Annotated in this window: 18 protein-coding genes; 9 read left to right on the top strand and 9 right to left on the bottom strand. The window is 65.7% G+C overall.

Features of this window, described 5'->3' with window-relative positions:
- Positions 1-8: 8 nt before the first annotated feature.
- Entirely contained in the window at positions 9-626 is a 618-nt protein-coding gene (locus LDZ26_RS06230; protein WP_244849024.1) for an arylesterase, read from the bottom strand.
- A gap of 58 nt (positions 627-684) precedes the next feature.
- Between LDZ26_RS06230 and LDZ26_RS06235 the strand changes: the two genes are divergently transcribed.
- Positions 685-1,386: an ABC transporter ATP-binding protein gene (locus LDZ26_RS06235; RefSeq protein WP_244848621.1), complete on the top strand. Its 702-nt coding sequence runs from the start codon at positions 685-687 to the stop codon at positions 1,384-1,386.
- 52 nt (positions 1,387-1,438) lie between these two features.
- Here LDZ26_RS06235 and pgi read toward each other — a convergent pair whose 3' ends face one another.
- The 3 genes from pgi to LDZ26_RS06250 form a co-directional block, all read right to left on the bottom strand.
- Positions 1,439-3,061, bottom strand: a complete 1,623-nt coding sequence (gene pgi, locus LDZ26_RS06240) for a glucose-6-phosphate isomerase (RefSeq protein ID WP_244848622.1) — start codon at positions 3,059-3,061, stop codon at positions 1,439-1,441.
- A 196-nt stretch (positions 3,062-3,257) separates the two neighbouring features.
- Positions 3,258-4,811: an NAD(P)H-hydrate dehydratase gene (locus LDZ26_RS06245; protein ID WP_244848623.1), complete on the bottom strand. Its 1,554-nt coding sequence runs from the start codon at positions 4,809-4,811 to the stop codon at positions 3,258-3,260.
- Between the two features lie 97 nt (positions 4,812-4,908).
- Positions 4,909-6,201: an FAD-dependent oxidoreductase gene (locus LDZ26_RS06250; protein WP_244848624.1), complete on the bottom strand. Its 1,293-nt coding sequence runs from the start codon at positions 6,199-6,201 to the stop codon at positions 4,909-4,911.
- 389 nt (positions 6,202-6,590) lie between these two features.
- On the opposite strand from LDZ26_RS06250, the gene purL reads away from it, so the two are divergent.
- Positions 6,591-10,628, top strand: a complete 4,038-nt coding sequence (gene purL, locus LDZ26_RS06255; protein WP_244848625.1) for a phosphoribosylformylglycinamidine synthase — start codon at positions 6,591-6,593, stop codon at positions 10,626-10,628.
- A gap of 140 nt (positions 10,629-10,768) precedes the next feature.
- Here purL and LDZ26_RS06260 read toward each other — a convergent pair whose 3' ends face one another.
- The 5 genes from LDZ26_RS06260 to LDZ26_RS06280 form a co-directional block, all read right to left on the bottom strand.
- Entirely contained in the window at positions 10,769-11,551 is a 783-nt protein-coding gene (locus tag LDZ26_RS06260) for a peptidylprolyl isomerase (protein WP_244848626.1), read from the bottom strand.
- Between the two features lie 82 nt (positions 11,552-11,633).
- Complete coding sequence (locus LDZ26_RS06265; RefSeq protein WP_175940650.1) at positions 11,634-11,927, bottom strand: BolA family transcriptional regulator; 294 nt, start codon at positions 11,925-11,927, stop codon at positions 11,634-11,636.
- Between the two features lie 17 nt (positions 11,928-11,944).
- Positions 11,945-12,481 (bottom strand): septation protein A, encoded by a 537-nt coding sequence (locus tag LDZ26_RS06270; RefSeq protein WP_244848627.1) that lies wholly within the window; start codon positions 12,479-12,481, stop codon positions 11,945-11,947.
- 140 nt (positions 12,482-12,621) lie between these two features.
- The gene (gene msrB / locus LDZ26_RS06275; RefSeq protein WP_175940290.1) at positions 12,622-13,044 is read right to left on the bottom strand and encodes a peptide-methionine (R)-S-oxide reductase MsrB; all 423 of its coding nucleotides are present in this window, start codon (positions 13,042-13,044) and stop codon (positions 12,622-12,624) included.
- Between the two features lie 43 nt (positions 13,045-13,087).
- Entirely contained in the window at positions 13,088-14,623 is a 1,536-nt protein-coding gene (locus LDZ26_RS06280; protein WP_370650669.1) for a YdiU family protein, read from the bottom strand.
- Positions 14,624-14,799: 176 nt separating this feature from the next.
- Here LDZ26_RS06280 and LDZ26_RS06285 point away from each other — a divergent pair, with 176 nt between their 5' ends.
- The 7 genes from LDZ26_RS06285 to LDZ26_RS06315 all read left to right on the top strand — a co-directional run bounded on the left by LDZ26_RS06285 (position 14,800) and on the right by LDZ26_RS06315 (position 22,069).
- On the top strand, positions 14,800-16,458 hold the full coding sequence (locus LDZ26_RS06285) for a 3-(methylthio)propionyl-CoA ligase (protein ID WP_244848628.1): 1,659 nt from the start codon (positions 14,800-14,802) through the stop codon (positions 16,456-16,458).
- Between the two features lie 127 nt (positions 16,459-16,585).
- On the top strand, positions 16,586-18,670 hold the full coding sequence (locus LDZ26_RS06290; RefSeq protein ID WP_244848629.1) for a 3-hydroxyacyl-CoA dehydrogenase NAD-binding domain-containing protein: 2,085 nt from the start codon (positions 16,586-16,588) through the stop codon (positions 18,668-18,670).
- A gap of 7 nt (positions 18,671-18,677) precedes the next feature.
- Positions 18,678-19,304, top strand: a complete 627-nt coding sequence (gene pncA, locus LDZ26_RS06295) for a bifunctional nicotinamidase/pyrazinamidase (protein WP_244848630.1) — start codon at positions 18,678-18,680, stop codon at positions 19,302-19,304.
- Between the two features lie 63 nt (positions 19,305-19,367).
- Positions 19,368-19,670: a Dabb family protein gene (locus tag LDZ26_RS06300; protein ID WP_244848631.1), complete on the top strand. Its 303-nt coding sequence runs from the start codon at positions 19,368-19,370 to the stop codon at positions 19,668-19,670.
- Between the two features lie 5 nt (positions 19,671-19,675).
- Positions 19,676-20,161, top strand: coding sequence for a PaaI family thioesterase (locus LDZ26_RS06305; RefSeq protein WP_244849031.1), 486 nt, complete (start codon positions 19,676-19,678; stop codon positions 20,159-20,161).
- A 14-nt stretch (positions 20,162-20,175) separates the two neighbouring features.
- Positions 20,176-21,180 (top strand): NADP-dependent oxidoreductase, encoded by a 1,005-nt coding sequence (locus tag LDZ26_RS06310; RefSeq protein WP_244848632.1) that lies wholly within the window; start codon positions 20,176-20,178, stop codon positions 21,178-21,180.
- Between the two features lie 19 nt (positions 21,181-21,199).
- On the top strand, positions 21,200-22,069 hold the full coding sequence (locus LDZ26_RS06315) for an SDR family oxidoreductase (protein WP_244848633.1): 870 nt from the start codon (positions 21,200-21,202) through the stop codon (positions 22,067-22,069).
- Position 22,070 lies beyond the last annotated feature (1 nt).

Genomic DNA, 22,070 nt, shown 5'->3' on the forward strand with positions numbered 1-22,070 from the left:
GCGTCGCGCTATTGCGACGCGCTTGCGCCGAGCAAGGGTTTCAACGTCGGCCAGACGTTGTTCAATAGCAATGGCTGCGCCTGAGCCGTCGGATGAATCTGGTCGGACTGGAACATCGAGGGCTTGTCTTCGATGCCCGCGAGCAGGAACGGCACGAGCGCGGCGTGCTTGTCCTTCGCGATGCGCTCGTACACCGCGTGGAACTTTTGCGAATAGTCCGGGCCGTAGTTGGGCGGCACATACATGCCGATGAGCAGCACCTTCGCATGCGCCGCCTGGGACGCGTCGACGATGCCGCGAAGGTTCGCCTCCGTGGTCGCGAGCGGCACGCCGCGCAGCGCATCGTTGGCGCCGAGTTCGACGATGACAACCGACGGCTTGATGCGCGCCAGCACGGCGGTGAGCCGGGCGCGTCCGCCGCTCGTCGTGTCGCCGCTGATGCTCGAATTGGCGACGCTATAATCGAGACGCTCTTTGGCCAGCCGCTCGCGCAGCAGCGCGACCCAGCCGGTATCGCGCGGCAGGCCGTATTCCGCGGAAAGACTGTCGCCCAGCACGACGATCGCGGGCTTCGTCTGCGCATCGGCAGCTTGAGCATTCGAGAAAGCGGCCGCCGACAACATCATGCTCGCGATCGCAGCCTTCACGAAGCCGCGCGCGCTCCAGTTCTTATTCAAGGTGTCCATGCAAAACAATACTGAGCCGGTCATCGAAGTTCGGGGATTGAGCAAACGGGTGAAGGACGCCACGGGCGAGCTGACGATTCTGGACAACATCGACTTGTCCATCGCGAACGGTAGCAGCGTGGCGATCGTCGGCGCATCGGGATCGGGCAAGTCGACGTTGCTCGGCTTGCTCGCGGGATTGGACAGCGCGAGCGACGGCTCGGTTCGCCTGCTCGGCAAGGAGCTGTCGGCGCTGAACGAAGATGAGCGCGCCGCGCTCAGAAGCGGCGCGGTCGGCTTCGTGTTCCAGTCGTTCCAGTTGATGCCGCACCTGACCGCGCTCGAAAACGTCATGCTGCCGCTCGAGTTGCGCGCCGAGATGCCGCACGAACAGATCGCGCAGCGCGCGCGCTCGCTGCTCGATCAGGTCGGACTCTCGCAGCGGACCGGGCATTATCCGAAACTGCTCTCGGGCGGCGAACAACAGCGCGTCGCGCTTGCACGCGCCTTCGTCACGCATCCGGCCATTCTTTTCGCCGATGAACCCACGGGCAGCCTCGACGCCGCGACCGGCTACGCGATCATCGACTTGATGTTCAAGATGAACGCGCGCAACGGCGCGACGCTCGTGCTCGTCACCCACGACACCGAACTCGCGAAACGCTGCGACGCGACGGTCACGATCGAAGCGGGGCGTCTCGTCAACGGCCTCGCCGTCTAGACGTGAAAACGCCCGCATCGGCGAGGATGCGGGCGTCAGCACGAACGGCAATTCAACGCCTGAGCGCCTTGCGCGCGCGCTCGATCAACGCGGACGTCGACGAATCGTGCTTGGCCGGGTCCACGCTCGCTGCCGTGATATCCGCCTCGACGACCTTACCGAGAATCTTGCCCAGTTCGACGCCCCACTGGTCGAACGAGTTGATGTCCCACACCGTTCCCTGCACCAGCACCTTGTGCTCGTAAAGCGCGATCAGCGCGCCGAGCGACTGCGGCGTGAGCGCGTCGAGCAGGATGGTCGTCGTCGGCCGGTTGCCGGGGAAGCTCAGGTGCGTCGCGAGTTCTTCCTTGCCCCGACCCGCAACCTTCTTCGCTTCTTCCAGCGTGCGGCCGAGCATCAGCGCCTCGCTTTGCGCGAAGCAGTTCGCGAGCAGCTTCGCGTGATGATCGACGAGCGGATGTTCCGGCGTCAGCAGCGCGATGAAGTCGATCGGAATGATGGTCGGCCCTTGATGCAGCATCTGGAAGAACGCGTGCTGGCCGTTCGTGCCGGGCTCGCCCCAGATCACGGCGGCGGTCGGGTAGTCGACCATGCCGCCGTCGAGCGTCGCGGACTTGCCGTTGCTTTCCATCTCCAGTTGCTGGAGATACGACGGCAGATAGTGCAGCGCCTGTGAATACGGCGCGACGAGATCGCTTTGCGAGCCGAAGAAGTTGCGATACCAGATGCCGATCATGCCCATCAGCACCGGCAGATTCTGCGCGAGCGGCGCGGTGCGGAAATGCTGATCCATCGCGTCGGCGCCTTGCAGCAGCGCCTCGAAGTTCTGCGGCCCGACCGACAGCATGATCGACAGTCCGACCGCCGACCACAGCGAGTAGCGCCCGCCGACCCAGTCCCACATCTCGAAGACGTTCTCCTTCGCGATGCCGAACTTCACGACCTCGGCCGTATTCGCCGACACGCCGACGAAGTGCTTCGACAGCTGGTCTTCCGGACAGCCCTGTTCCAGGAACCAGTCGCGCATGGAGTGCGCGTTGGTCATGGTTTCGAGCGTGGTGAAGGTCTTCGAGACGACGATGGCGAGCGTCTCTTCCGCGTCGATCTGTTGCAGCACGCTGTAGAGATCGGCGCCGTCGACGTTGGAGACGAAGTGCGTGTCCAGTTCCTTCGACGCGAGATGATGCAGCGCGTGCACGACCATCTTCGGCCCGAGATCCGAGCCGCCGATGCCGATGTTCACCACATGGCGAATGCGCTTGCCGGTATAGCCGGTCCACGAACCGTCGCGGACCTTGTCGGCGAACGCGGCCATCTTCGCCTTTTCTTTCTGCACCTGTTCGTGGAACGGCGCATCGGGCGACTGCGCGCGCAGCGCCGTGTGCAGCGCGGCGCGGCCTTCGGTGACGTTCACGGTCTCGCCGGCGAACATCGCGTCGCGGCGCTTCGTGACGCCGGCTTCTTCGGCGAGCTGGACGAGCAGTTCGAGCGTGGCGTCGGTGATGCGGTTCTTCGAGAAGTCGATCGTGAGGCCGCCGCCTTCGAACGTCAGGCGCTCGGCGCGCGTCGGCGCCGTGTCGTTTTGCGGCGCGAACCAGTCGCGCAGGCGCTCGCCGGAGATGGCATCGTAGTGCGATTGGAGCGCCGACCAGGCAGGGTGCGATTTGAGCGTCATAGCGGTCTGATAGTCCAGAGTGACAGTGGGAAACGTCCGTGCGGATGCGGTTTGCCGAGGCTGCGTACTGCGACCATCGAAGGTTCGTGAACGCGGTGCGTGCCGCCGCGGATGCCCGAATCGAAGCAACGAATCAAAGGGAGTATAGCGACGATGCGCGAATGAATGCTTGCAAGCCGTCACAAGCGCGGCGGCGTCAGCCGTTCGGCGGATAAAGCAGGCGGTTGATGAGACCGCGCACCTCGGGCGCGAGTTCGCCCGCCGTGAGCCCCGCCGGTCCGATGCCGCGACCGGTCAGGGTCTGCGCGGCGAGTCCGTGCAGATAGACGCCCGCGAGCGCGGCTTCGTACTGCGGCAGCTTTTGCGCGAGCAATGCGCCGATCAATCCGCCGAGCACGTCGCCGGTGCCGCCGGTGGCGAGTCCGGCGTTGCCGGTCGGATTCACGGCGACGCGGCCATCCGGCGACGCGATCACCGTGCCCGATCCTTTCAGCACGACGACAGCCGCGTAGCGCGCCGAGAGCTGGCGCGCGGCGGCGATGCGGTCCGCCTGCACGGCTTTCGCGTCGGATTGCAGAAGCCGCGCGGCCTCCAGCGGATGAGGCGTCAGCACGCACGGATCGCCCGCGCGGCCGCGCGCCGCGACTTCGCCCGCGAGCGCGTCGTCCGTCGCGACGAGATTGAGCGCGTCGGCATCGAGCAGCTTCGGCATGTCGAGCTTGAGCACATCGGCGAGCACGCGCTTCGCGCGATCCGTCTTCCCCATGCCGCAGCCGATGGACAGCGCATCCGTCTTGTCGAGCGCGAAGCCGTCGACGTGGTGCAGCATCAGCTCGGGATGCGGCGGGTCGTAGGGCGGGCCGCCTTCGCCCAGAAATGCGACGTGGACTTTGCCCGCGCCCGCGTAGAGCGCCATGCGCGCCGCGAGGATCGGCGCGCCGCACATGCCCGTGTCGCCGCCCACGACGGCCAGCGTGCCGAACGTGCCCTTGTTGGTCGCGAAGTCGCGCGGCGGCAGGCTCGCCCGGAAAAGCGCTGTCGCGTTGAGCATGATCGAAGGCGCGGCGGGCGGCTCCACGTCCAGCGTCGCCACGTGCAGCGTGCCGCATAGATCGCGGCCGAGCGCGGTGATGAGTCCCGGCTTCGCGCCGATGAAGGTGATCGTCGTGTTCGCGCAGAGCGCCTCGCCGCCGCCCACGGGCGCGCCGGTATCGCTGTCGAGGCCGCTCGGCACGTCGAGCGCGAGCACCCGGCCGGACTCGCGCGCGCGACGCGACATGCGCGCAGCCAGCGTCGCGAAGACGCCGTCGAGCGGGCGCGTGAGTCCGATGCCGAACATGCCGTCGACGAGCCAGCCGAAACCGTCGAAGGAGGCGGGCGGTTCGCTCTTGATCGGCACGCCGGCCGCCTGCGCGGCATCGAGCGCCCAGCGCGCGTCGTCGGGCTTCACGGCTATCGGCATGCAAACCTCGACGGCCACGCCCGCGCGGTGCAGATGCTCGGCAACCACGAGGGCATCGCCGCCGTTGTTGCCGGGGCCGGCCGCGATCCATACGGGCAGCGCGCGGGCGTCGGGATCGCGGGAGAGGGCATCGAGCAGATACTGCGCGGCGGCCGCGCCGGCGCGGGCCATCAGCGTGTGCGGCGGCAGCGCGGCGGCGGCTCGCGCTTCGAGGCTGCGCAGTTCCGCGAGCGTGAAGAGCGGGAGCGCGTCGTCGTCGGGCGTGAAGTAGGAAGCGGATGCAGTCATGTTCGCGTAGAAAGAATCGGCGATGGTCCGGCCCGCACCCTTCATGCCACGCCACATGCGGCGCTGAGTTCGCGCGTCAAAAGTGAGTCAGAAGCGCTTAGAAGCGTTCCATGCCGATGGCCGCGAGCGTCTCGGCGGGAAGATCGGGCGCGACACCGGAGACGAGATCCGCGACCACTTTGGCAGACCCGCACGCGAGGCCCCAGCCGGCGGGACCGTGCGCCGCGTTGATGAAAAGACGCGGATGCCGCGTCGCGCCGACGACCGGCAGCCCGTCCGCCGAAAGCAGCCGCAAGCCGTCCCACGACCGCGCAGCCGATACGCGCGCGGCACCCGGGATCCAGTCGTGCGTGCCTTGACCGAGCACGTCGAAGGCGCGGCGCGCGAGCCCGGCGTGCGCGGGTTTGTCGGCTTTCGCGAAACTCTGGAAAACGCCCGCGCCGCCGACGCGCAGCCGCTGATGCACCCGCGACATCGTAATGCGCTTCACCGAATCGATCACCGTGATATGCGGCGCGCGTTCCTCGTAGGCGACGGGCGCGGTCAGCGTGTGCAGGCGCAGCGGAAACAGCGAAGGCGTGGAGCGAAAGCCGCCGACGAGCGCGGGCGTATCCGCGCCCGCCGCGACGACGACCGCATCGGCGGATATGACTTCTGCCTCGGCGTGGCGCTTCTTGTCGTCCCTGGAGCGGGCAAGCTCGACCGCGGCGCGCCGGTCTTCGAGCCGCATGGACGCCACTTCGCAATTCATGCGGAACTCGACGCCGGCTTCTTCCAGCAATTGCTTCAGTTGCTTGGTGAAAAGCGGGCAATTGGCGGTGCGTTCTTCGGGGAGCAGAACGCCGCCCGCGAACGCGGGATCGTCCGGCACCGAAGGCTCCGCCCGCACGCATTCGTCCGGCGCAAGCTGCCGGTGCGGCACGCCGAAGCTCTTCAGAAGGTCGATGGCGGCTTGCGCGTCGTCGAGTTCGCGGGCGTGCCGGAAGACGTGCAGCATGCCGACGCGCTGCTCGTAGTCGAGCTCGAAGCGCGCTTCGATATCGGCGAGCGCGCGCCGCGACAGTTCGACAAGCGGCTGCAGGCGCGCGTACTGCGCCGCGAACGCCTGGGGATCGCGCAACTCGCCGAGTCGCTTGAGAAAATCGCGCGCGGCGCCGTCGAAGCCCGTTTTCACGATCATGCCGCTTTGCTTCGCGCGGCTCGACGCCATGAATGTCGGCCCGAACCAGACGTCGAGCGGCGAGGGCAAGAGCGCGCCGCCCTGGCCGTACGTCGCGCCCTGCGCGACGGTCGCGTGGCGCTCGATCACACAGACGCGATGCCCGGCCGCGTGCAACTGATAAGCGGTGGCGATGCCGGCGATTCCTCCGCCGATGACGATGACATCCATGACTTTTTGTGCCCGAGGGCGGGAGAACGCACGCGCGGCGCGGCGCATCGAGCGCCCGGCAAGCCGCGTGTCCTGACGGTAAGACGGCAGGCGCGGCGGCATGCCGCGCCCGAAGAAAGCGCGCCATGATAGCGCCAAATGCGTCGTCCAGGGACGGCCATTCCAGCACCGCTCATGTGTCAAAAAGCATGTCAGCAAGCCGTGCGACCGAGCCGCGAATTTCAGGATGACGGGCGCCACCACGACAGCACTGCCCGGCCGGGCGCAGCCGATTTCGAGACGCATCCGGGTTATAATCGCGGTCTTCACTCCGCCTCACGCCGCTTTCCCGCACTCGGCGCGCCGAGTGCCATCGAGCGGCTCACAGACGTCATCGACGCACCGTCACAATGGCCCATTTCTCGTGTTTCCCCGGCGCTTCGGCCCTCTCCGATTTCCGTCAGACTCGTCTTCTCGAAACGCTTGCCCGCATCGACGCCAACATCGTCGGCGTGCGCGGACAATTCCTGCATTTCGTCAACGCGTCCGAGCCGCTCAGCGACGAGGACACGAACCGCATCCACGCGCTGATGCACTACGGCACGCGGTTCGCGGACCAGAAAGAGCGCGGCCACGTCGAAACGTTCCTCGTCGTGCCGCGCTTCGGCACGGTGTCGCCGTGGGCGAGCAAGGCGACCGACATCGCGCATCACTGCGGTCTGACGCAAGTGCGGCGCATCGAGCGCGGCGTCGAGTATTCGGTCGTCATGAAAAGCGGGCTGCTCGGCGGCAAGAAGGCGCTGTCGGACGAAGCACGCGCGCAGGTCGCGGCCGCGCTGCACGACCGCATGACGGAAAGCGTCGCGGCATCGCGCGATCAGGCGCTGCATCTCTTCGATGAACTGCCCGCGAAGCCGCTGCAAACGGTCGATATCATCGGCACCGGGCGCTCGGCGCTGGAAGCGGCGAACGTCGAACTGGGCCTCGCGCTGGCGGACGACGAGATCGACTATCTGGTAAACGCGTTCCAAGCCCTCGGGCGCAATCCGACCGACGTCGAACTGATGATGTTCGCCCAGGCCAACAGCGAGCACTGCCGCCACAAGATTTTCAACGGCGAGTGGACCATCGACGGCGAGAAGCAGGACATGTCGCTCTTTCAGATGATCCGCAATACGGAGAAGCTGAATCACGAAGGGACGATCGTCGCGTATTCGGACAACTCGGCGATCATGCGAGGCGGCGTGGCGGAACGATGGTTCCCGCGCGGCGAGAGCGAGCACTACGAGCGCCATGTCGAGCTGACGCACACGCTGATGAAGGTCGAGACGCACAATCACCCGACCGCCATCTCGCCGTTCGCGGGCGCGGCGACGGGCTCGGGCGGCGAAATCCGCGACGAGGGCGCGACCGGCCGCGGCGCGCGTCCGAAGGCGGGTCTCGCGGGCTTCACGGTGTCGAATCTGGACCTGCCCGATGCGCGTCAGAAGTGGGAAAACGCCCGCGACAGCGCCACGCCGCCGTCCGCGCGCAATCCCGCCGACTCGCACGAGCCGTATGGCCGCCCGAACCGCATCGCTTCGCCGTTGCAGATCATGATCGACGGCCCGATCGGCGCGGCTGCCTTCAACAACGAATTCGGCCGGCCGAATCTCGGCGGCTATTTCCGCACTTACGAGCAGAACGTGGCCGGCCGCGTGCGCGGCTATCACAAGCCGATCATGATTGCGGGCGGCATCGGCAATATTTCGGACCAGCACACGCACAAGCACGACTTGCCGGCCGGCACGCTCCTGATCCAGATTGGCGGGCCGGGCATGCGCATCGGCATGGGCGGCGGCGCGGCTTCGTCGATGGCGACGGGCGCGAACACCGCCGAGCTCGACTTCGATTCCGTGCAGCGCGGCAATCCCGAAATTCAGCGCCGCGCGCAGGAAGTCATCAACGCGTGCTGGCAGATGGGCGAGCGCAACCCGATTCTGTCGATTCACGACGTCGGCGCGGGCGGCATCTCGAACGCGTTCCCGGAACTGGTCGACGGCGCGGGCAAGGGCGCGCGCTTCGAACTGCGCAAGGTGCAACTGGAAGAAAGCGGGCTGTCGCCGCGCGAAATCTGGTCAAACGAGGCGCAAGAGCGCTACGTGCTGGCGATTGCACCCGCCGATCTGACCGCGTTCGAAGCCATCTGCGCGCGCGAGCGTTGCCCGGTCGCGGTCGTCGGCGTGGCGACGGAAGAGCGTCAACTGAAGCTGATCGACGACGAGAACGAAGGCCAGCAGCCGGTCGACATGCCGATGGACGTGCTGCTCGGCAAGCCGCCGAAGATGCATCGCGACGTGAAGCGCGAGCGCGCGCAGTTCGAGCCGGTCGACGTGACCGGCCTCGCGCTGTCGGAAGTCGCGCTCGACGTGCTGAAGCATCCGACGGTGGCGAGCAAGTCGTTTCTGATCACCATCGGCGACCGCTCGGTGGGCGGCACGACCGCGCGCGACCAGTTCGTGGGTCCGTGGCAAGTGCCCGTCGCCGACTGCGCGATCACGACGATGGACTACGCGGGCTTTCGCGGCGAAGCGATGACGATGGCCGAGCGCACGCCGCTCGCCGTGATCGACGCGCCGGCTTCCGGCCGCATGGCCGTCGGCGAAGCGGTGACGAACATCGCGTCCGCGCCGATCGAATCGCTGAACAAGCTGAAGCTCTCGGCCAACTGGATGGCCGCGTGCGGCAGCCCGGGCGAAGACGCCGCGCTCTATGCAACGGTGAAGGCGATCGGCATGGAACTGTGCCCGGCGCTCGGCATCAGCATCCCGGTCGGCAAGGATTCGCTGTCGATGCGCACCAAATGGCAGGACGCGCGCGGCGCGCAAAAGGAAGTGGTGTCGCCGGTGTCGCTCATCATCTCGGCTTTCGCGCCGGTCGAAGACGTGCGCCGGCATCTGACGCCGCAACTCGTCGCCGATACGAACACCGTGCTGATCGCGATCGATCTCGGGCGCGGGCGCAATCGCCTCGGCGGCAGTATTCTCGCGCAGGTCACGCAGCAGGTCGGCGACGCCGTTCCCGACGTGGACGACGCCGAAGACCTGAAGCGCTTCTTCGCCGCCATCCAGTCGCTCAATGCGGACGGCAAGCTGCTCGCGTACCACGACCGCTCGGACGGCGGTCTGTGGGCGACGGTCTGCGAAATGGCGTTCGCGGGGCACGCGGGCGTGTCGCTGAACGTGGACATGCTGACGCTCGACGCCGAACACGAATCCGATTACGGCGACGCCAAGGACTGGGCGAAGCAGACGAGCGGCCGCCGCGACGACCGCACCGTTCGCGCGCTCTTCGCCGAAGAACTCGGCGCGGTCGTGCAGGTGCGCGCGGCCGACCGCGACGCGGTGCTCGCCGCGCTGCGCGAACACGGTTTGTCGGCGTGCTCGCATGTGATCGGCAAGCCGAACGAGCGCGATGCGGTCGAGATCTATCGCGACGCGAAGAAGATCTTCGATGCGCCGCGCGTCGAACTGCATCGCGCATGGAGCGAGGTGAGCTGGCGCATCGCGCGTCTGCGTGACAACCCGGCCTGCGCGGACGCCGAATACGACGCGCTGCTCGACGCGAGCGACCCGGGCCTTTCGCCCGTGCTTACGTTTGATCCGGCGCAAGACGTAGCCGCGCCTTTCATCGCGACGAACAAGCGCCCGCGCGTGGCGATTCTGCGGGAGCAGGGCGTGAACTCGCATCTGGAGACGGCGTACGCGTTCGACCGCGCCGGTTTCGACGCGCACGACGTGCACATGAGCGACCTGCTGGAAGGCCGCGCGACGCTCGCCGATTTCGCGGGCGCGGTGGCGTGCGGCGGCTTCTCGTACGGCGACGTGCTTGGCGCGGGCGAGGGCTGGGCGAAGACCATCCGCTTCAATCCGCGCCTCGCGGACATGTTCGCGGCGTTCTTCGCGCGCCAGGACACGTTCGCGCTCGGCATCTGCAACGGCTGCCAGATGATGTCGAGCCTCGCGTCGATCATCCCGGGCGCGGAAAGCTGGCCGAAGTTCACGCGCAACAAGTCCGAGCAGTTCGAGGCGCGCTTCTCGCTGGTCGAAGTGCAAAGCTCGCCGTCGATCTTCTTCGCCGGCATGGAAGGCTCGCGCATTCCGGTGGCGGTCGCGCACGGCGAAGGCTTCGCGGACTTCTCGCAACAGGGCGATGCGGCGAGCGCGCTCGTCGCGATGCGTTACGTCGATCATCGCGGCAACGCGACGGAGCAGTATCCGTTCAACCCGAACGGGTCGCCGCAGGGCATCACGTCGGTCACGACGCCCGATGGCCGCTTCACGGTGCTGATGCCGCACATGGAGCGCGTGCATCGCAATGTGCAGATGAGCTGGACGCCCGCCGACTGGACCACCGACGCGAGCCCGTGGCTGCGCGCGTTCCAGAATGCGCGACGCTTCCTCGGCTAATCGCGCGTAAGCGTAGAGTCATGCCCCGGAGCCTCGGCTGCCGGGGCTTTTTTTTGCGCTACGCGGTTCTAGAAGCAACAAAGCCGCCCGAGGGCGGCTTTGTCGTACATGGCGCGAACGCGCGGCAAGGAGGCGATTGATTACTTGATGACCGCTTTCTTGCGCAGATTCTCTTCGAACGCCTGCAGCTTTTCCTGCTGCATTTGCTGCGCGATTTGCGCCTTGACCTGATCGAACGGCGGCGGCGCGACGTCGCGGCTGTCGTCGAGGCGGATGATGTGCCAGCCGAACTGCGTCTTGACCGGCGCGGCCGTGACTTCGCCCTTCTTGAGCTTCTCGGCCGCGGCGCCGAATTCCGGCACGTACGCCGACGGCGACGACCAGTCGAGATCGCCGCCGTTCTTGCCCGATCCCGGGTCCTTCGAGTACTGCTTCGCCAGATCTTCGAAGCTCGCGCCGCCCTTGATCTTCGCGATCAGGTCCTTGGCCTGGTCTTCGTTCTCCACGAGGATGTGATGCAGATGCAGTTCCTTGCCGCCGCCTTGCTGCTTCACGAGCTGGTCGTAGCGCGCCTTGATTTCGGCGTCGGTCGGCTTGTTCTTCGCGAGGTAGTCTTCGATCATCGCGCGCAGCACGACGGTCTGCTGCGCCACGGCCAGTTGCGCCTTCACGTCGGGGCGATTCGCCACGCCTTCGCGGGCGGCTTCCTGCATCAGGATTTCACGGTTGATCAGTTCTTCGCGCACGGCCTGTTGCAGTTGCGGCGAATCCTGCTGACCCTGCTGGACGAGTTGCTTCACGAGCGCATCGGCGCGCGACGTGGGAATCGGCGTGCCGTTCACGACGGCGATGTTCTGCGCAAACGCGGGAGCCGCCGCGAACGCAGCCAGCAACACCCAGACGCGGGTTTTTTTCAAAGTCATCGGAGGTTCCTAACTGAACGAACAGACTGAACAAACAGACGCCTTCAAAGGCGGGTTTAGCGAGATCGGGCCGAACCGCGATTTATTCGAATTGTTCTGCGAACTCTTGCGGCGTATAAGCCCGGATGGCGAGCGCGTGCACGCCGCGCCGCATTTCTTCGGCCAGCGCATCATACACCAGCCGATGCCGCGCCACGCGCGCCTTGCCGGCAAAGCGTTCGGCGACGATCGTCACCGTGTAGTGACTGCCCGACGCGGCGCCTGTGTGGCCCGCGTGCGCGGCGCTGTCGTCCTCGATATGGACGGACTGCGGATCGAGCGCGGCATTCAGCCGCGCTTCGAGATGCGCGATCTTGTCCTGCGCGCTGGCGGCCATGAAATCGAACGGAGCGGTCACTGGTTGTCCTCCTTCATGTACTTCGCGAGCCAGAAACTCTGCGCGACGATGAACAGCACGAGGCAGCCCGTCGCGCCGAAGAGCTTGAAGTTGACCCACTGGTCGGTGGTGAAGTGATAGGCGACGAAGAGATTCACGATGCCGAGCAGCGCGAAGAACACCGCCCACGCGATATTCAGCTGTCCCCATACGCGATGCGGCAGCACGATCTGCTTGCCCATCATCGCTTCGATCAGATTCTTCCTGAAGCCGAGTTGCGCGACGATCAGCGCGAACGCGAAGAGCCAGTAGAGGGCAGTGGGCTTCCACTTGATGAACGTGTCGTTATGCAGCACGAGCGTCGCGCCGCCGAACACGACGACGACGCCGAGGCTTACCCACAACATCGGATCGACCTTGCGGTGCCGGAACGCGACCCACGCGATCTGCACGAGCGTCGCCGCGATCGCCACGGCCGTCGCCGTATAGATGCCCCATATCTTGAAAGCGACGAAAAAGAGGATGATCGGAAACAGATCGAACAGGAATTTCATTGGCGTCCGGAAGATGAGGCGAATGGTGCGATGCGGGGCGCGATGACGCTAAACGAACGCCCGCTCGGGAGAGCGGGCGCGGGTCAGGCGTCGGCCACGAGCGAGTGTGCTGGCCCGTGTCCGTTCAAGGCTGAACCCGGTTACTTGGGTTCGAATTGTAGCGCAGCCGAGTTGATGCAATACCGCAGGCCGGTCGGCGCGGGGCCGTCCTCGAACACATGGCCGAGATGCGCGCCGCAGTTCTTGCACTGCACTTCGATGCGCAGCATGCCGTGCGAGCGGTCGGTCTTTTCCTGGATCACTTCGCCGTTGATCGGCTTGAAGTAGCTCGGCCAGCCGCAGCCGGCGTCGAACTTGGTGTCGGATTCGAAGAGCGGCGTGCCGCAACACACGCAGTCGTACACGCCGCGCTCGAAGTGATCCCAGTACTCGCCGGTGAACGGCCGTTCGGTCGCCGCATGGCGGGTGACCTGATATTGCATTTCGTTGAGTTCGCGGCGGTAAACCGCGTCGTCCTTTTGCAGCGGATGTTCGGTGGCGCCGGGGGTGTCGTCTCGGTTCATGGTCTTCCTTTCGTTGCTCTGGGCTGTGTAGTTGGGGGCGGGCTCAGGAAGAACAACTGACTTCCAGATCGCTCGCCCAGTCCGGCGGCAGGCCAGCGTACGCCTCGTTTTCGGGTTGCTCGTCGAACGGGCGGCGCAGCAGGTCGAGCAGGCGCGCGACTTCCGAGAAATCCTTCTCGTTCGCCTGACGAATGGCCTGCTCGGCCAGATGATTGCGCAGCACGAACTTCGGATTCACGCGATTCATCGCCGCGGCGCGGGCCGCGTCGTCGCGCGGTTCGTGCGCGAGGCGCTCGCGATACTGCACGGCCCAGGCGTCGAACGCCGCGCGATCGAGGAAAAAATCGCGCACGGGCGCATCGCCCGATGCATCCGCTTTCGCGAGCTTCGACAGATTGCGGAACGTCAGCGTGAAGTCCGCGCGATTCGCATGCATGATTTCCAGCAGGCCGTTGGCGAGCTTGTCGTCGCCTTCGCGCGCGGTTTCGAGACCGAGCTTTGCGCGCATCTTGTCTTCCAGCGCGGGCGCGAAATACGTCTTGTAGCGTTCGAGCGCCTTCTGCGCTTCTTCGACCACGCGTTCCGCACGACCTTCTTCCGGCAGCTTGGCGCCGACAAGCGGCACGAGCGCCTGCGCAAGACAGAACAAATTCCAGTAGCCGACCTGCGGCTGCCGGCTATACGAATAGCGGCCTTGCGTGTCCGAGTGATTGCAGATGTGATGCGCGTTGAAGCCGTCCATGAAGCCGAACGGACCGTAGTCGATGGTGAGGCCGAGAATCGACATGTTGTCGGTATTCATCACGCCGTGGCAGAAGCCCACGCCTTGCCATTGCGCCATGAGTTCCGCCGTGCGTCGCACGACTTCATCGAGGAGCGCGAGATACGGATCGTCCGCGTCGCGGCACTGCGGATAGAAACGCTCGATGACGTGGTCGGCCAGCGTCTTCAGATCGTCCACACGCTCGTTCGCATAGAAGTGCTCGAAGTTGCCGAAGCGCACGAAGCTCGGCGCAATGCGCGTGGCGATCGCCGCCGTCTCGATGGTCTCGCGGCGCACCGGCAGGTCGGAACCGATGACGCCGAGGGAGCGCGTCGTCGGAATGCCGAGATGATGCATCGCCTCCGAACACAGGAATTCGCGGATGGACGAGCGCAGCACCGCGCGGCCATCGCCCATGCGCGAATACGGCGTGCGGCCCGCGCCTTTCAGCTGCACTTCGAGGCGCGCGCCCGCGCGATCGACTTCGCCGAGCGTGAGCGCGCGGCCATCGCCCAATTGACCGGCCCACACGCCGAACTGATGCCCCGAATAGACCGCGGCATAGGGCAGCGCCTCGGGCGGCCACTCGCGCGTGGGGTTGCCCGCGAAGTAAGCGGCGAACGCGGTCGGTTCTTCTTCTGCGATGCGCGCGTCGAAGCCAAGCAGTTCGGCCGCCTCGCGCGACACGGCGACGACATACGGATCGGGAACGGGCGTGGCGGGAAGGCGGGTGAGAAACGCGGGACCGAGCGAGGCGAACGAGCCGGGACGGTTGCTTAGGATCGACTCGGCGACTTCTTGCATCGACTGCGGCATCGACTGCGCGCCAGGTTCCGATTCGGCTGCGCCAGTCGTTGCGCGCACGGCATTGCTTGGGGAAAACGACATGTTGAGCGCCTCTGAGTTAAACGATATTGTAATTCCGCGCCCGCGGGCCTGCAGGGCGGCACTCGGGCAGCTGTCACAGCATCCATTCGTCGAGGACTTCACACATGGCGTCGCCGCTTTACGGTCAGATGATGGACATTCCGCTGCTCGCGTCGTCATTGCTCTCGCATGCGGCGCGCCACTTCGGCGATACGGAGATCGTGTCGAAGCGCATCGAGGGCGACATTCATCGCTACACGTATCGCGATTGCGAAAAGCGCGCGAAGCAACTCGCGCAGGCGCTCATCGCGCTCGGCGTCGAACAGGGCGAGCGCATCGGCACGCTCGCGTGGAACGGCTATCGGCATCTGGAGTGCTATTACGGCGTGAGCGGCATGGGCGCCGTGTGCCACACCATCAATCCGCGGCTCTTTCCGGATCAGATCGCCTTCATCATCGACCACGCTGACGATTCGTACGTCTTCTTCGACATGACGTTCTGGCCGCTCGTCGAACGCATTGCGCAGCATTGTCCGAACGTGAAGGGCTGGATCGCACTGGGCGATGCGGCGTGCATCGCCGAACATCTCGGCGACATGAGCGTGCCCGTGATGAGCTACGAAAGCGTCATCGCGCCGCAGGACGGCGTGTTCGAATGGCCGATGCTCGACGAACGGCAAGCCTCGTTTCTCTGCTACACGTCGGGCACGACCGGCAATCCGAAGGGCGCGCTGTATTCGCATCGGTCGACCGTGCTGCATGCGTACGCCGCCGCGCTGCCCGATGCGATGGGCGCTTCGTCGAGCGATGCCATTCTTCCCGTCGTGCCGATGTTCCACGTCAATGCGTGGGGCATTCCGCATGCCGGACCGCTCGTCGGCGCGAAGCTCGTGTTTCCGGGCAAGGACCTCGACGGCAAGTCGCTCCATGAACTGATGGAAGCCGAAGGCGTCACGTTTTCGGCGGGCGTGCCGACGGTTTGGCTCGGACTCCTGAATTATATGAAGCAGGCGGACAAGCGCTTCACGACGCTCAAGTGCACCGTCATAGGCGGCTCCGCGTGTCCGCCCGCGATGCTGCGCACGTTCGAAGAAGAGTACGGCGTCGAAGTGATTCACGCGTGGGGCATGACGGAGATGTCGCCGCTCGGCACGCTCGCGCGGCTGTCGTTCCGCCAGAAGCAGCGCACGCCGGAGGAGCAGCGCGCATCGCGCGAAAAGCAGGGGCATGCGCTATTCGGCGTGGACATGAAAGTGGTCGGCGACGACGGCCGCGAACTGCCGTGGGACGGCCAGTCGTTCGGCGATCTCTACGTGCGCGGGCCGTGGATCATCGACCGCTATTACCGCCGCGACGAATCCCCGCTCGTCGACGGCTGGTTCCCGACCGGCGACGTCGCGACCATCGACGCCGACGGCTTCATGCACATCACCGACCGCAGCAAGGACGTGATCAAGTCGGGCGGCGAATGGATCAGCTCGATCGATCTGGAAAACATCGCGATGTCGCATCCGCAAGTGGCGGAGGCCGCGTGCATCGCGTGTTCGCATCCGAAGTGGACTGAGCGGCCGATGATCGTCGCCGTACTGCGGCCGGGCGCGACGCTCACGCGCGACGAATTGCTCGCGTTCTACGAAGGCAAGGTCGCGAAGTGGTGGATTCCGGATGACGTCGTGTTCGCCGACGAGTTGCCGCATACCGCCACGGGCAAGCTCCAGAAGGTGCGGCTGCGCGAGCAGTACCGCGATCATGTGCTGCCGGTCGCGGAAGAAAAGGCCGTCTGACAAGCCTCGCGCCGCAGGGCGTTCCTGCTCGCAGCGCACGAGGGCACAGCCGAATTGCACGGTCGTTCGTCTTTGTGTATTTTTCCCCGATCGCCCACAATGAGCCATCACGCGAGAGGGAACATCCATGGCAGTCGACTACACGATCCGCGAAGGCGTCGCCGTCATCACGCTCGACAATCCGCCGGTCAACGGGCTCGGACATTCGACGCGGCTTGGCATCGTCGAGGGCATCGAGCGGGCGGGAAGCGATGCGTCGGTGCATGCGATCGTGCTGATCGGCGCGGGCAAGGCGTTCTCGGGCGGCGCGGACATCACCGAATTCAACACGCCGAAAGCAACGCAGGAACCGACGCTCGCCACCGTCATCAAGGCCGTCGAGGGCAGCGAGAAGCCGGTCGTCGCCGCGATCCACGCGGTCGCGATGGGCGGCGGGCTCGAACTCGCGCTCGGGGCGCATTACCGCATCGCGTTGCCGGGCGCGCAGATCGCGCTGCCGGAAGTGAAGCTCGGCCTGCTGCCGGGCGCGGGCGGCACGCAGCGTCTGCCGCGCGTCGTCGGACTAGAACGCGCGCTCGACATGATCGTGTCCGGCACGCCGGTGCGATCCGAAAAGCTCGCCGACACCGCGCTCTTCGACGAAATGGCGCAAGACGATTTGCTGGATGCGGCCATCGGCTTCGCGCGACGCATGGCCGAACGAGGCGGTGCTCATCCGAAAGTGCGCGATCGCCCGATTACGCATCACGATGCCGCGCGTTGCTTCGAGTCCGCACGCCAGGCGATTGCCGAGAAAGCCAGGCACTTCCCCGCGCCGCACAAGTGCATCGATGCCATTGAGATGGGCGCGAAGGAAGGCTTCGATCGCGGGCTCGCCTTCGAGCGCGAGTGCTTTCTCTTTCTCGTGCAGACGCCTGAAAGCCTCGCGCTGCGGCATGCGTTCTTCGCCGAGCGCGCAGCAAGCAAGATCGCCGATGTGCCGTCGTCTACGCCGGTTCGAAAAATCGAACGCATCGGCGTGATCGGCGCAGGAACGATGGGCGGCGGCATCGCGATGAACTTCATCAACGCGGGCTTGCCGGTCGTGCTGCTGGAAACGAAACGGGATGCGCTCGATCGCGGCCTCGCGACCGTGCGGCGCAACTACGAAGCGCAGGTGAAAAAGGGCAAGCTCACGCCGGAACAGGTCGAAGCCCGCATGCAGCTCGTGCATCCGACGCTCGATTACGCCGATCTCGCGCAAGCCGATCTGATCGTCGAAGCCGTGTTCGAAGACCTCGACGTGAAGGCGGAAGTCTTCCGTCAACTTGACGCAATCGCGAAGCCCGGCGCGATCCTCGCGTCGAATACGTCGACACTCGATCTCGACAAGATCGCATCATTCACGCAGCGTCCGGGCGATGTAATCGGCATGCACTTCTTCAGTCCTGCCAACGTCATGAAGTTGCTCGAAGTGGTGCGCGGCCAAAAGACCGAGAAAGACGTGCTCGCGACCGTCATGCAACTCGCCAGAAAGATCGGCAAGACGGCCGTGGTGGCGCGCGTGTGCGACGGCTTTATCGGCAACCGCATGGTCGAGCAATATCTGCGGCAGGCGCTTTTCATGCTCGAAGAAGGCGCGCTGCCGGCGCAGGTCGACCGCGCAATCGAGACGTTCGGCTTCGCGATGGGTCCATTCCGCATGAGCGATCTCGCGGGCAACGACATCGGCTGGGCGATCCGCAAACGGCGCTATCGCGAGCAGCCGGACATGCGCTATTCCGGCGTCGCGGACCGGCTGTGCGAGACCGGCCGCTTCGGGCAAAAGACCGGCGCGGGCTGGTACGACTATGAGGTGGGCTCGCGCGAGGCGAAGCCGTCGCAGGCAGTGATTGAGATGATCGTCGCGTATTCGAAGGAACAGGGCATCGCGCGGCGCGACCTAAGCGACGACGAGATCGTCGAGCGGCTCGTACTGTCGCTCGTCAACGAGGGCGCGAAGATTCTGGAAGAAGGCATCGCGGCGAAGGCATCGGATATCGACATCGTGTATCTGACGGGCTACGGCTTTCCGCTCTGGCGCGGCGGGCCGATGTTTCATGCCGACACGCTCGGCCTGCCGAACGTCGAGCGCGCCATGCGCAAGTACGCCGTGCAACGCAACGGCGAAGCGTGGCAGCCGGCTGCGCGCATCATCGAACTGGCGGCCATCAACGGCCGCTTCAATGCATGAGTGCCGAATGAAATCAGCGGAAGAAGTGCTTCTTGTCGTCGACGTGCAATACGACTTCATGCCCGGCGGCGCGCTTGCAGTCGCGCGGGGCGATGAAGTGGTGCCCGTCATCAACCGGCTGGCAAAGGCGTTCTCGCATGTGGTGCTGACGCAGGACTGGCATCCGGCGTCGCATGTGTCGTTCGCGGCGAATCACGCGGGACGCGCGCCGTTCGAGACCATCGCGATGCCTTATGGCGAACAGGTGCTGTGGCCGCCGCATTGCGTGCAGGGCACGCAGGGCGCGGCGCTGCATCGCGACCTCGATGTGCCTCATGCGCGGCTGATCGTGCGCAAGGGACATCACGAGCGCGTCGACAGCTATTCGGCGTTCGTCGAGGCGGATCGCGCGACGCCGACCGGACTCGCCGGCTATCTGCGCGAAGTGGGCGCGAAGCGCGTATGGCTCGCAGGACTCGCCACCGATTATTGCGTCGCGTGGTCCGCGCTCGATGCGCGCGCCGCGGGCTTCGAGGCGAGCGTGATCGAAGACGCGTGCCGCGCCATCGACCTGAACGGCTCGCTCGACCGCGCGTGGTCCGACATGCGCGCGGCGGGCGTCGCGCGGGTGCGGTCGGACGATGACGCCGGCTAAGGCTGCTCGCGATTTTTGCTACGCTTGGCGCTTCGTTCGTTCATTCGCATTACAGGAGCCGCCGTGCTACGTCACATCGTCATGTGGAAGTTGAAAGAGACCGCCGAGGGCGCCAGTCGCGCGGAGAACGCGCAAAAGCTGAAGACTAAGCTCGAAACCTGCCGCAGCCTCGTGAAAGGGCAGGGACACTTCGAGGTCGGCATCGCGCAGCCGGGCTTCGACTGCACGTATGACGTCGTGCTCGTCTCGGACTTCGACGACACCGCTTCGCTGCAGGCGTATCAAACGCACCCGAAGCATCTCGCGGTGAAGGACTTCGTGACGGCGGTTCACGAAGCGCGTCAATGCCTCGACTACGAAGTGTGATCGCGATGACCGATACGCAGAAACAACCCGCGAACCACGCCATCGCAATCGAAAGCCCGTTCATCGACGCGCTCGGCGTGCAACTCGTGAAAGCCGTCGATGGCGAAGGCGAAGTGCGCCTGCCGCTCAGCGAAGCGCATCTGAACACGTGGGGCATCGCGCATGGCGGCGTCACGATGACCTTGCTCGACGCGGCGCTCGCCATCGCGGCGCGCAGTGTCGCGGGCGACGGCGTCGGCGTCGTCACCGTCGAGATGAAGGTGAACTTCATGCAGCCGGGGCGCGGCGAGTTGCGCGGCTACGGCCGCGTGCTGCATCGGTCCACGACGATGGCCTACTGCGAAGGCGAAATCCGCGACAGCGAAGGGCACTTCGTGGCGAAGGCGCTCGGCACGTTCAAGTACATGAAGCGGCTCGCGGTGGGCCGCGACGTCGTGCGTCAGAAACTGCGCTCCGATCCGGCGGCCACGCCCGGACCGAGCGACGCCTGATCAGGAGACTCCCTATGGCAAACGCCAACATCAATCGTCAGATACTGCTCGTTTCGCGCCCGCAGGGCGAAGCGTCGGCGGACAACTTCAGGCTCGTCGAAACGCCGCTCGCGCCGCTCGGCGAAGGCCAGGTGCGCGTGCGCAATCACTATCTTTCGCTCGATCCGTACATGCGCGGACGGATGAACGACACGAAGTCGTACGCGCCGCCGCAACCGCTCGACGAAGTGATAATCGGCGGAACGGTCGGCGAAGTGATCGAATCGCGCAACCCGGCGTTCGAGCCGGGCGACAAGGTCGTCGGCATGTTCGGCTGGCAGGAATACGGCACGTCCGATGGCAAAGGCCTGCAGATCGTCGATACGACGCATGTGCCGCTTTCGGCCTATCTCGGGCCGGTCGGCATGCCGGGCGTGACGGCGTGGTACGGGCTTAACCGCATCATCGAGCCGAAGGCGGGCGAGACGGTCGTCGTATCGGCGGCGAGCGGGGCGGTCGGCAGCGTCGTCGGGCAACTCGCGAAAGCGGCGGGCTGCACCGCGGTCGGCATCGCGGGCGGCGAGGAGAAGTGCCGCTATGTGGTGGAGACGCTTCGTTTCGATGCGTGCGTCGACTACAAGGCGGGCAATCTGCGCGACGATCTGAAAGCGGCCGCACCGAACGGCGTCGATGGCTACTTCGAGAACGTCGGCGGCGAAGTGCTCGACGCGGTGCTCGCGCGCATGAACGCGTTCGGACGCATCGCGCTGTGCGGCATGATCTCGGGCTATGACGGCAAGCCCTTGCCGATGAAAGCGCCCGCGCTTCTGCTCACGCAGCGGCTCAAGCTGCAAGGGTTCATCGTCAGCGAGCACATGGACGTGTGGCCGCAGGCGTTGAAGGAACTGGGCGCTGCCGTCGCGACCGGAAAGCTCAAGTATCGCGAGACGATTGCAGAAGGCATCGAAAGCGCGCCGGAGGCGTTCCTCGGCCTCTTGCGCGGCAAGAACTTCGGCAAGCAACTCGTCAAGCTGATCTAAGGACAGCAGAGGAATTCGCGTGGATCGTTTCGAAGGCAAGGTCGCGGTCATCACCGGCGCGGGCAGCGGCTTTGGCCGCGAGTTCGCGCACAAGGCCGCGTCGCTCGGCATGAAGCTCGTGCTCGCCGATATCGACGACGCCGCGCTCGCCGCCACCGTCGACGCCGTGCGCGCGCAAGGCAGCGATGCGCTCGGCGTGCGCACGGACGTCTCCGATGCGGCTCAAGTCGATGCGCTCGCCCAGTCCGCGCTCGATGCCTACGGCGGCGTGCATCTGCTCTTCAACAACGCAGGCGTGGGCGCGGGCGGCTTCGTCTGGGAGAACACCGCGAAGGACTGGCAGTGGGTCTTCGGCGTGAACGTCATGGGCGTGGCGAACGGCGTGCGCGCGTTCACGCCGATCATGCTGAAGCACGCGGAACCGGCGCATATCGTGAACACGGCGTCGGTGGCGGGGCTGCTGGCCGCGCCCGCGATGGGCGTCTACAACGCATCGAAGCATGCGGTCGTCGCGCTGACCGAGACGCTGTATCACGATCTGCGGCTCGCGGGCGCGTCCATCGGCGTGTCGCTCCTGTGCCCGGCGTTCGTGCCGACCGGCATTGCAAACGCCGAACGCTCGCGGCCCGACGCGCTGGCCAATGAGGCGCCGCTCACCGCATCGCAGAAAATGGCCGCGCGGCAGTTGACGCGCGCGGTGGAAAGCGGGCGGCTCTCGGCGCGCGACATCGCCGAGATGACGTTCGACGCGGTCCGCGAAGGCCGTTTCTATGTGATCACGCATCCGGGCATCATGGCGTCGATTCGACTGCGGCTCGACGATATCGCGCAACTGCGCAATCCGAGCGATCCGATGTCGGTCAAGGGCGAAACCAAGCGGGACGCGTGAC

This window comes from Caballeronia sp. SL2Y3, assembly GCF_022879575.1.
Taxonomy (GTDB): domain Bacteria; phylum Pseudomonadota; class Gammaproteobacteria; order Burkholderiales; family Burkholderiaceae; genus Caballeronia.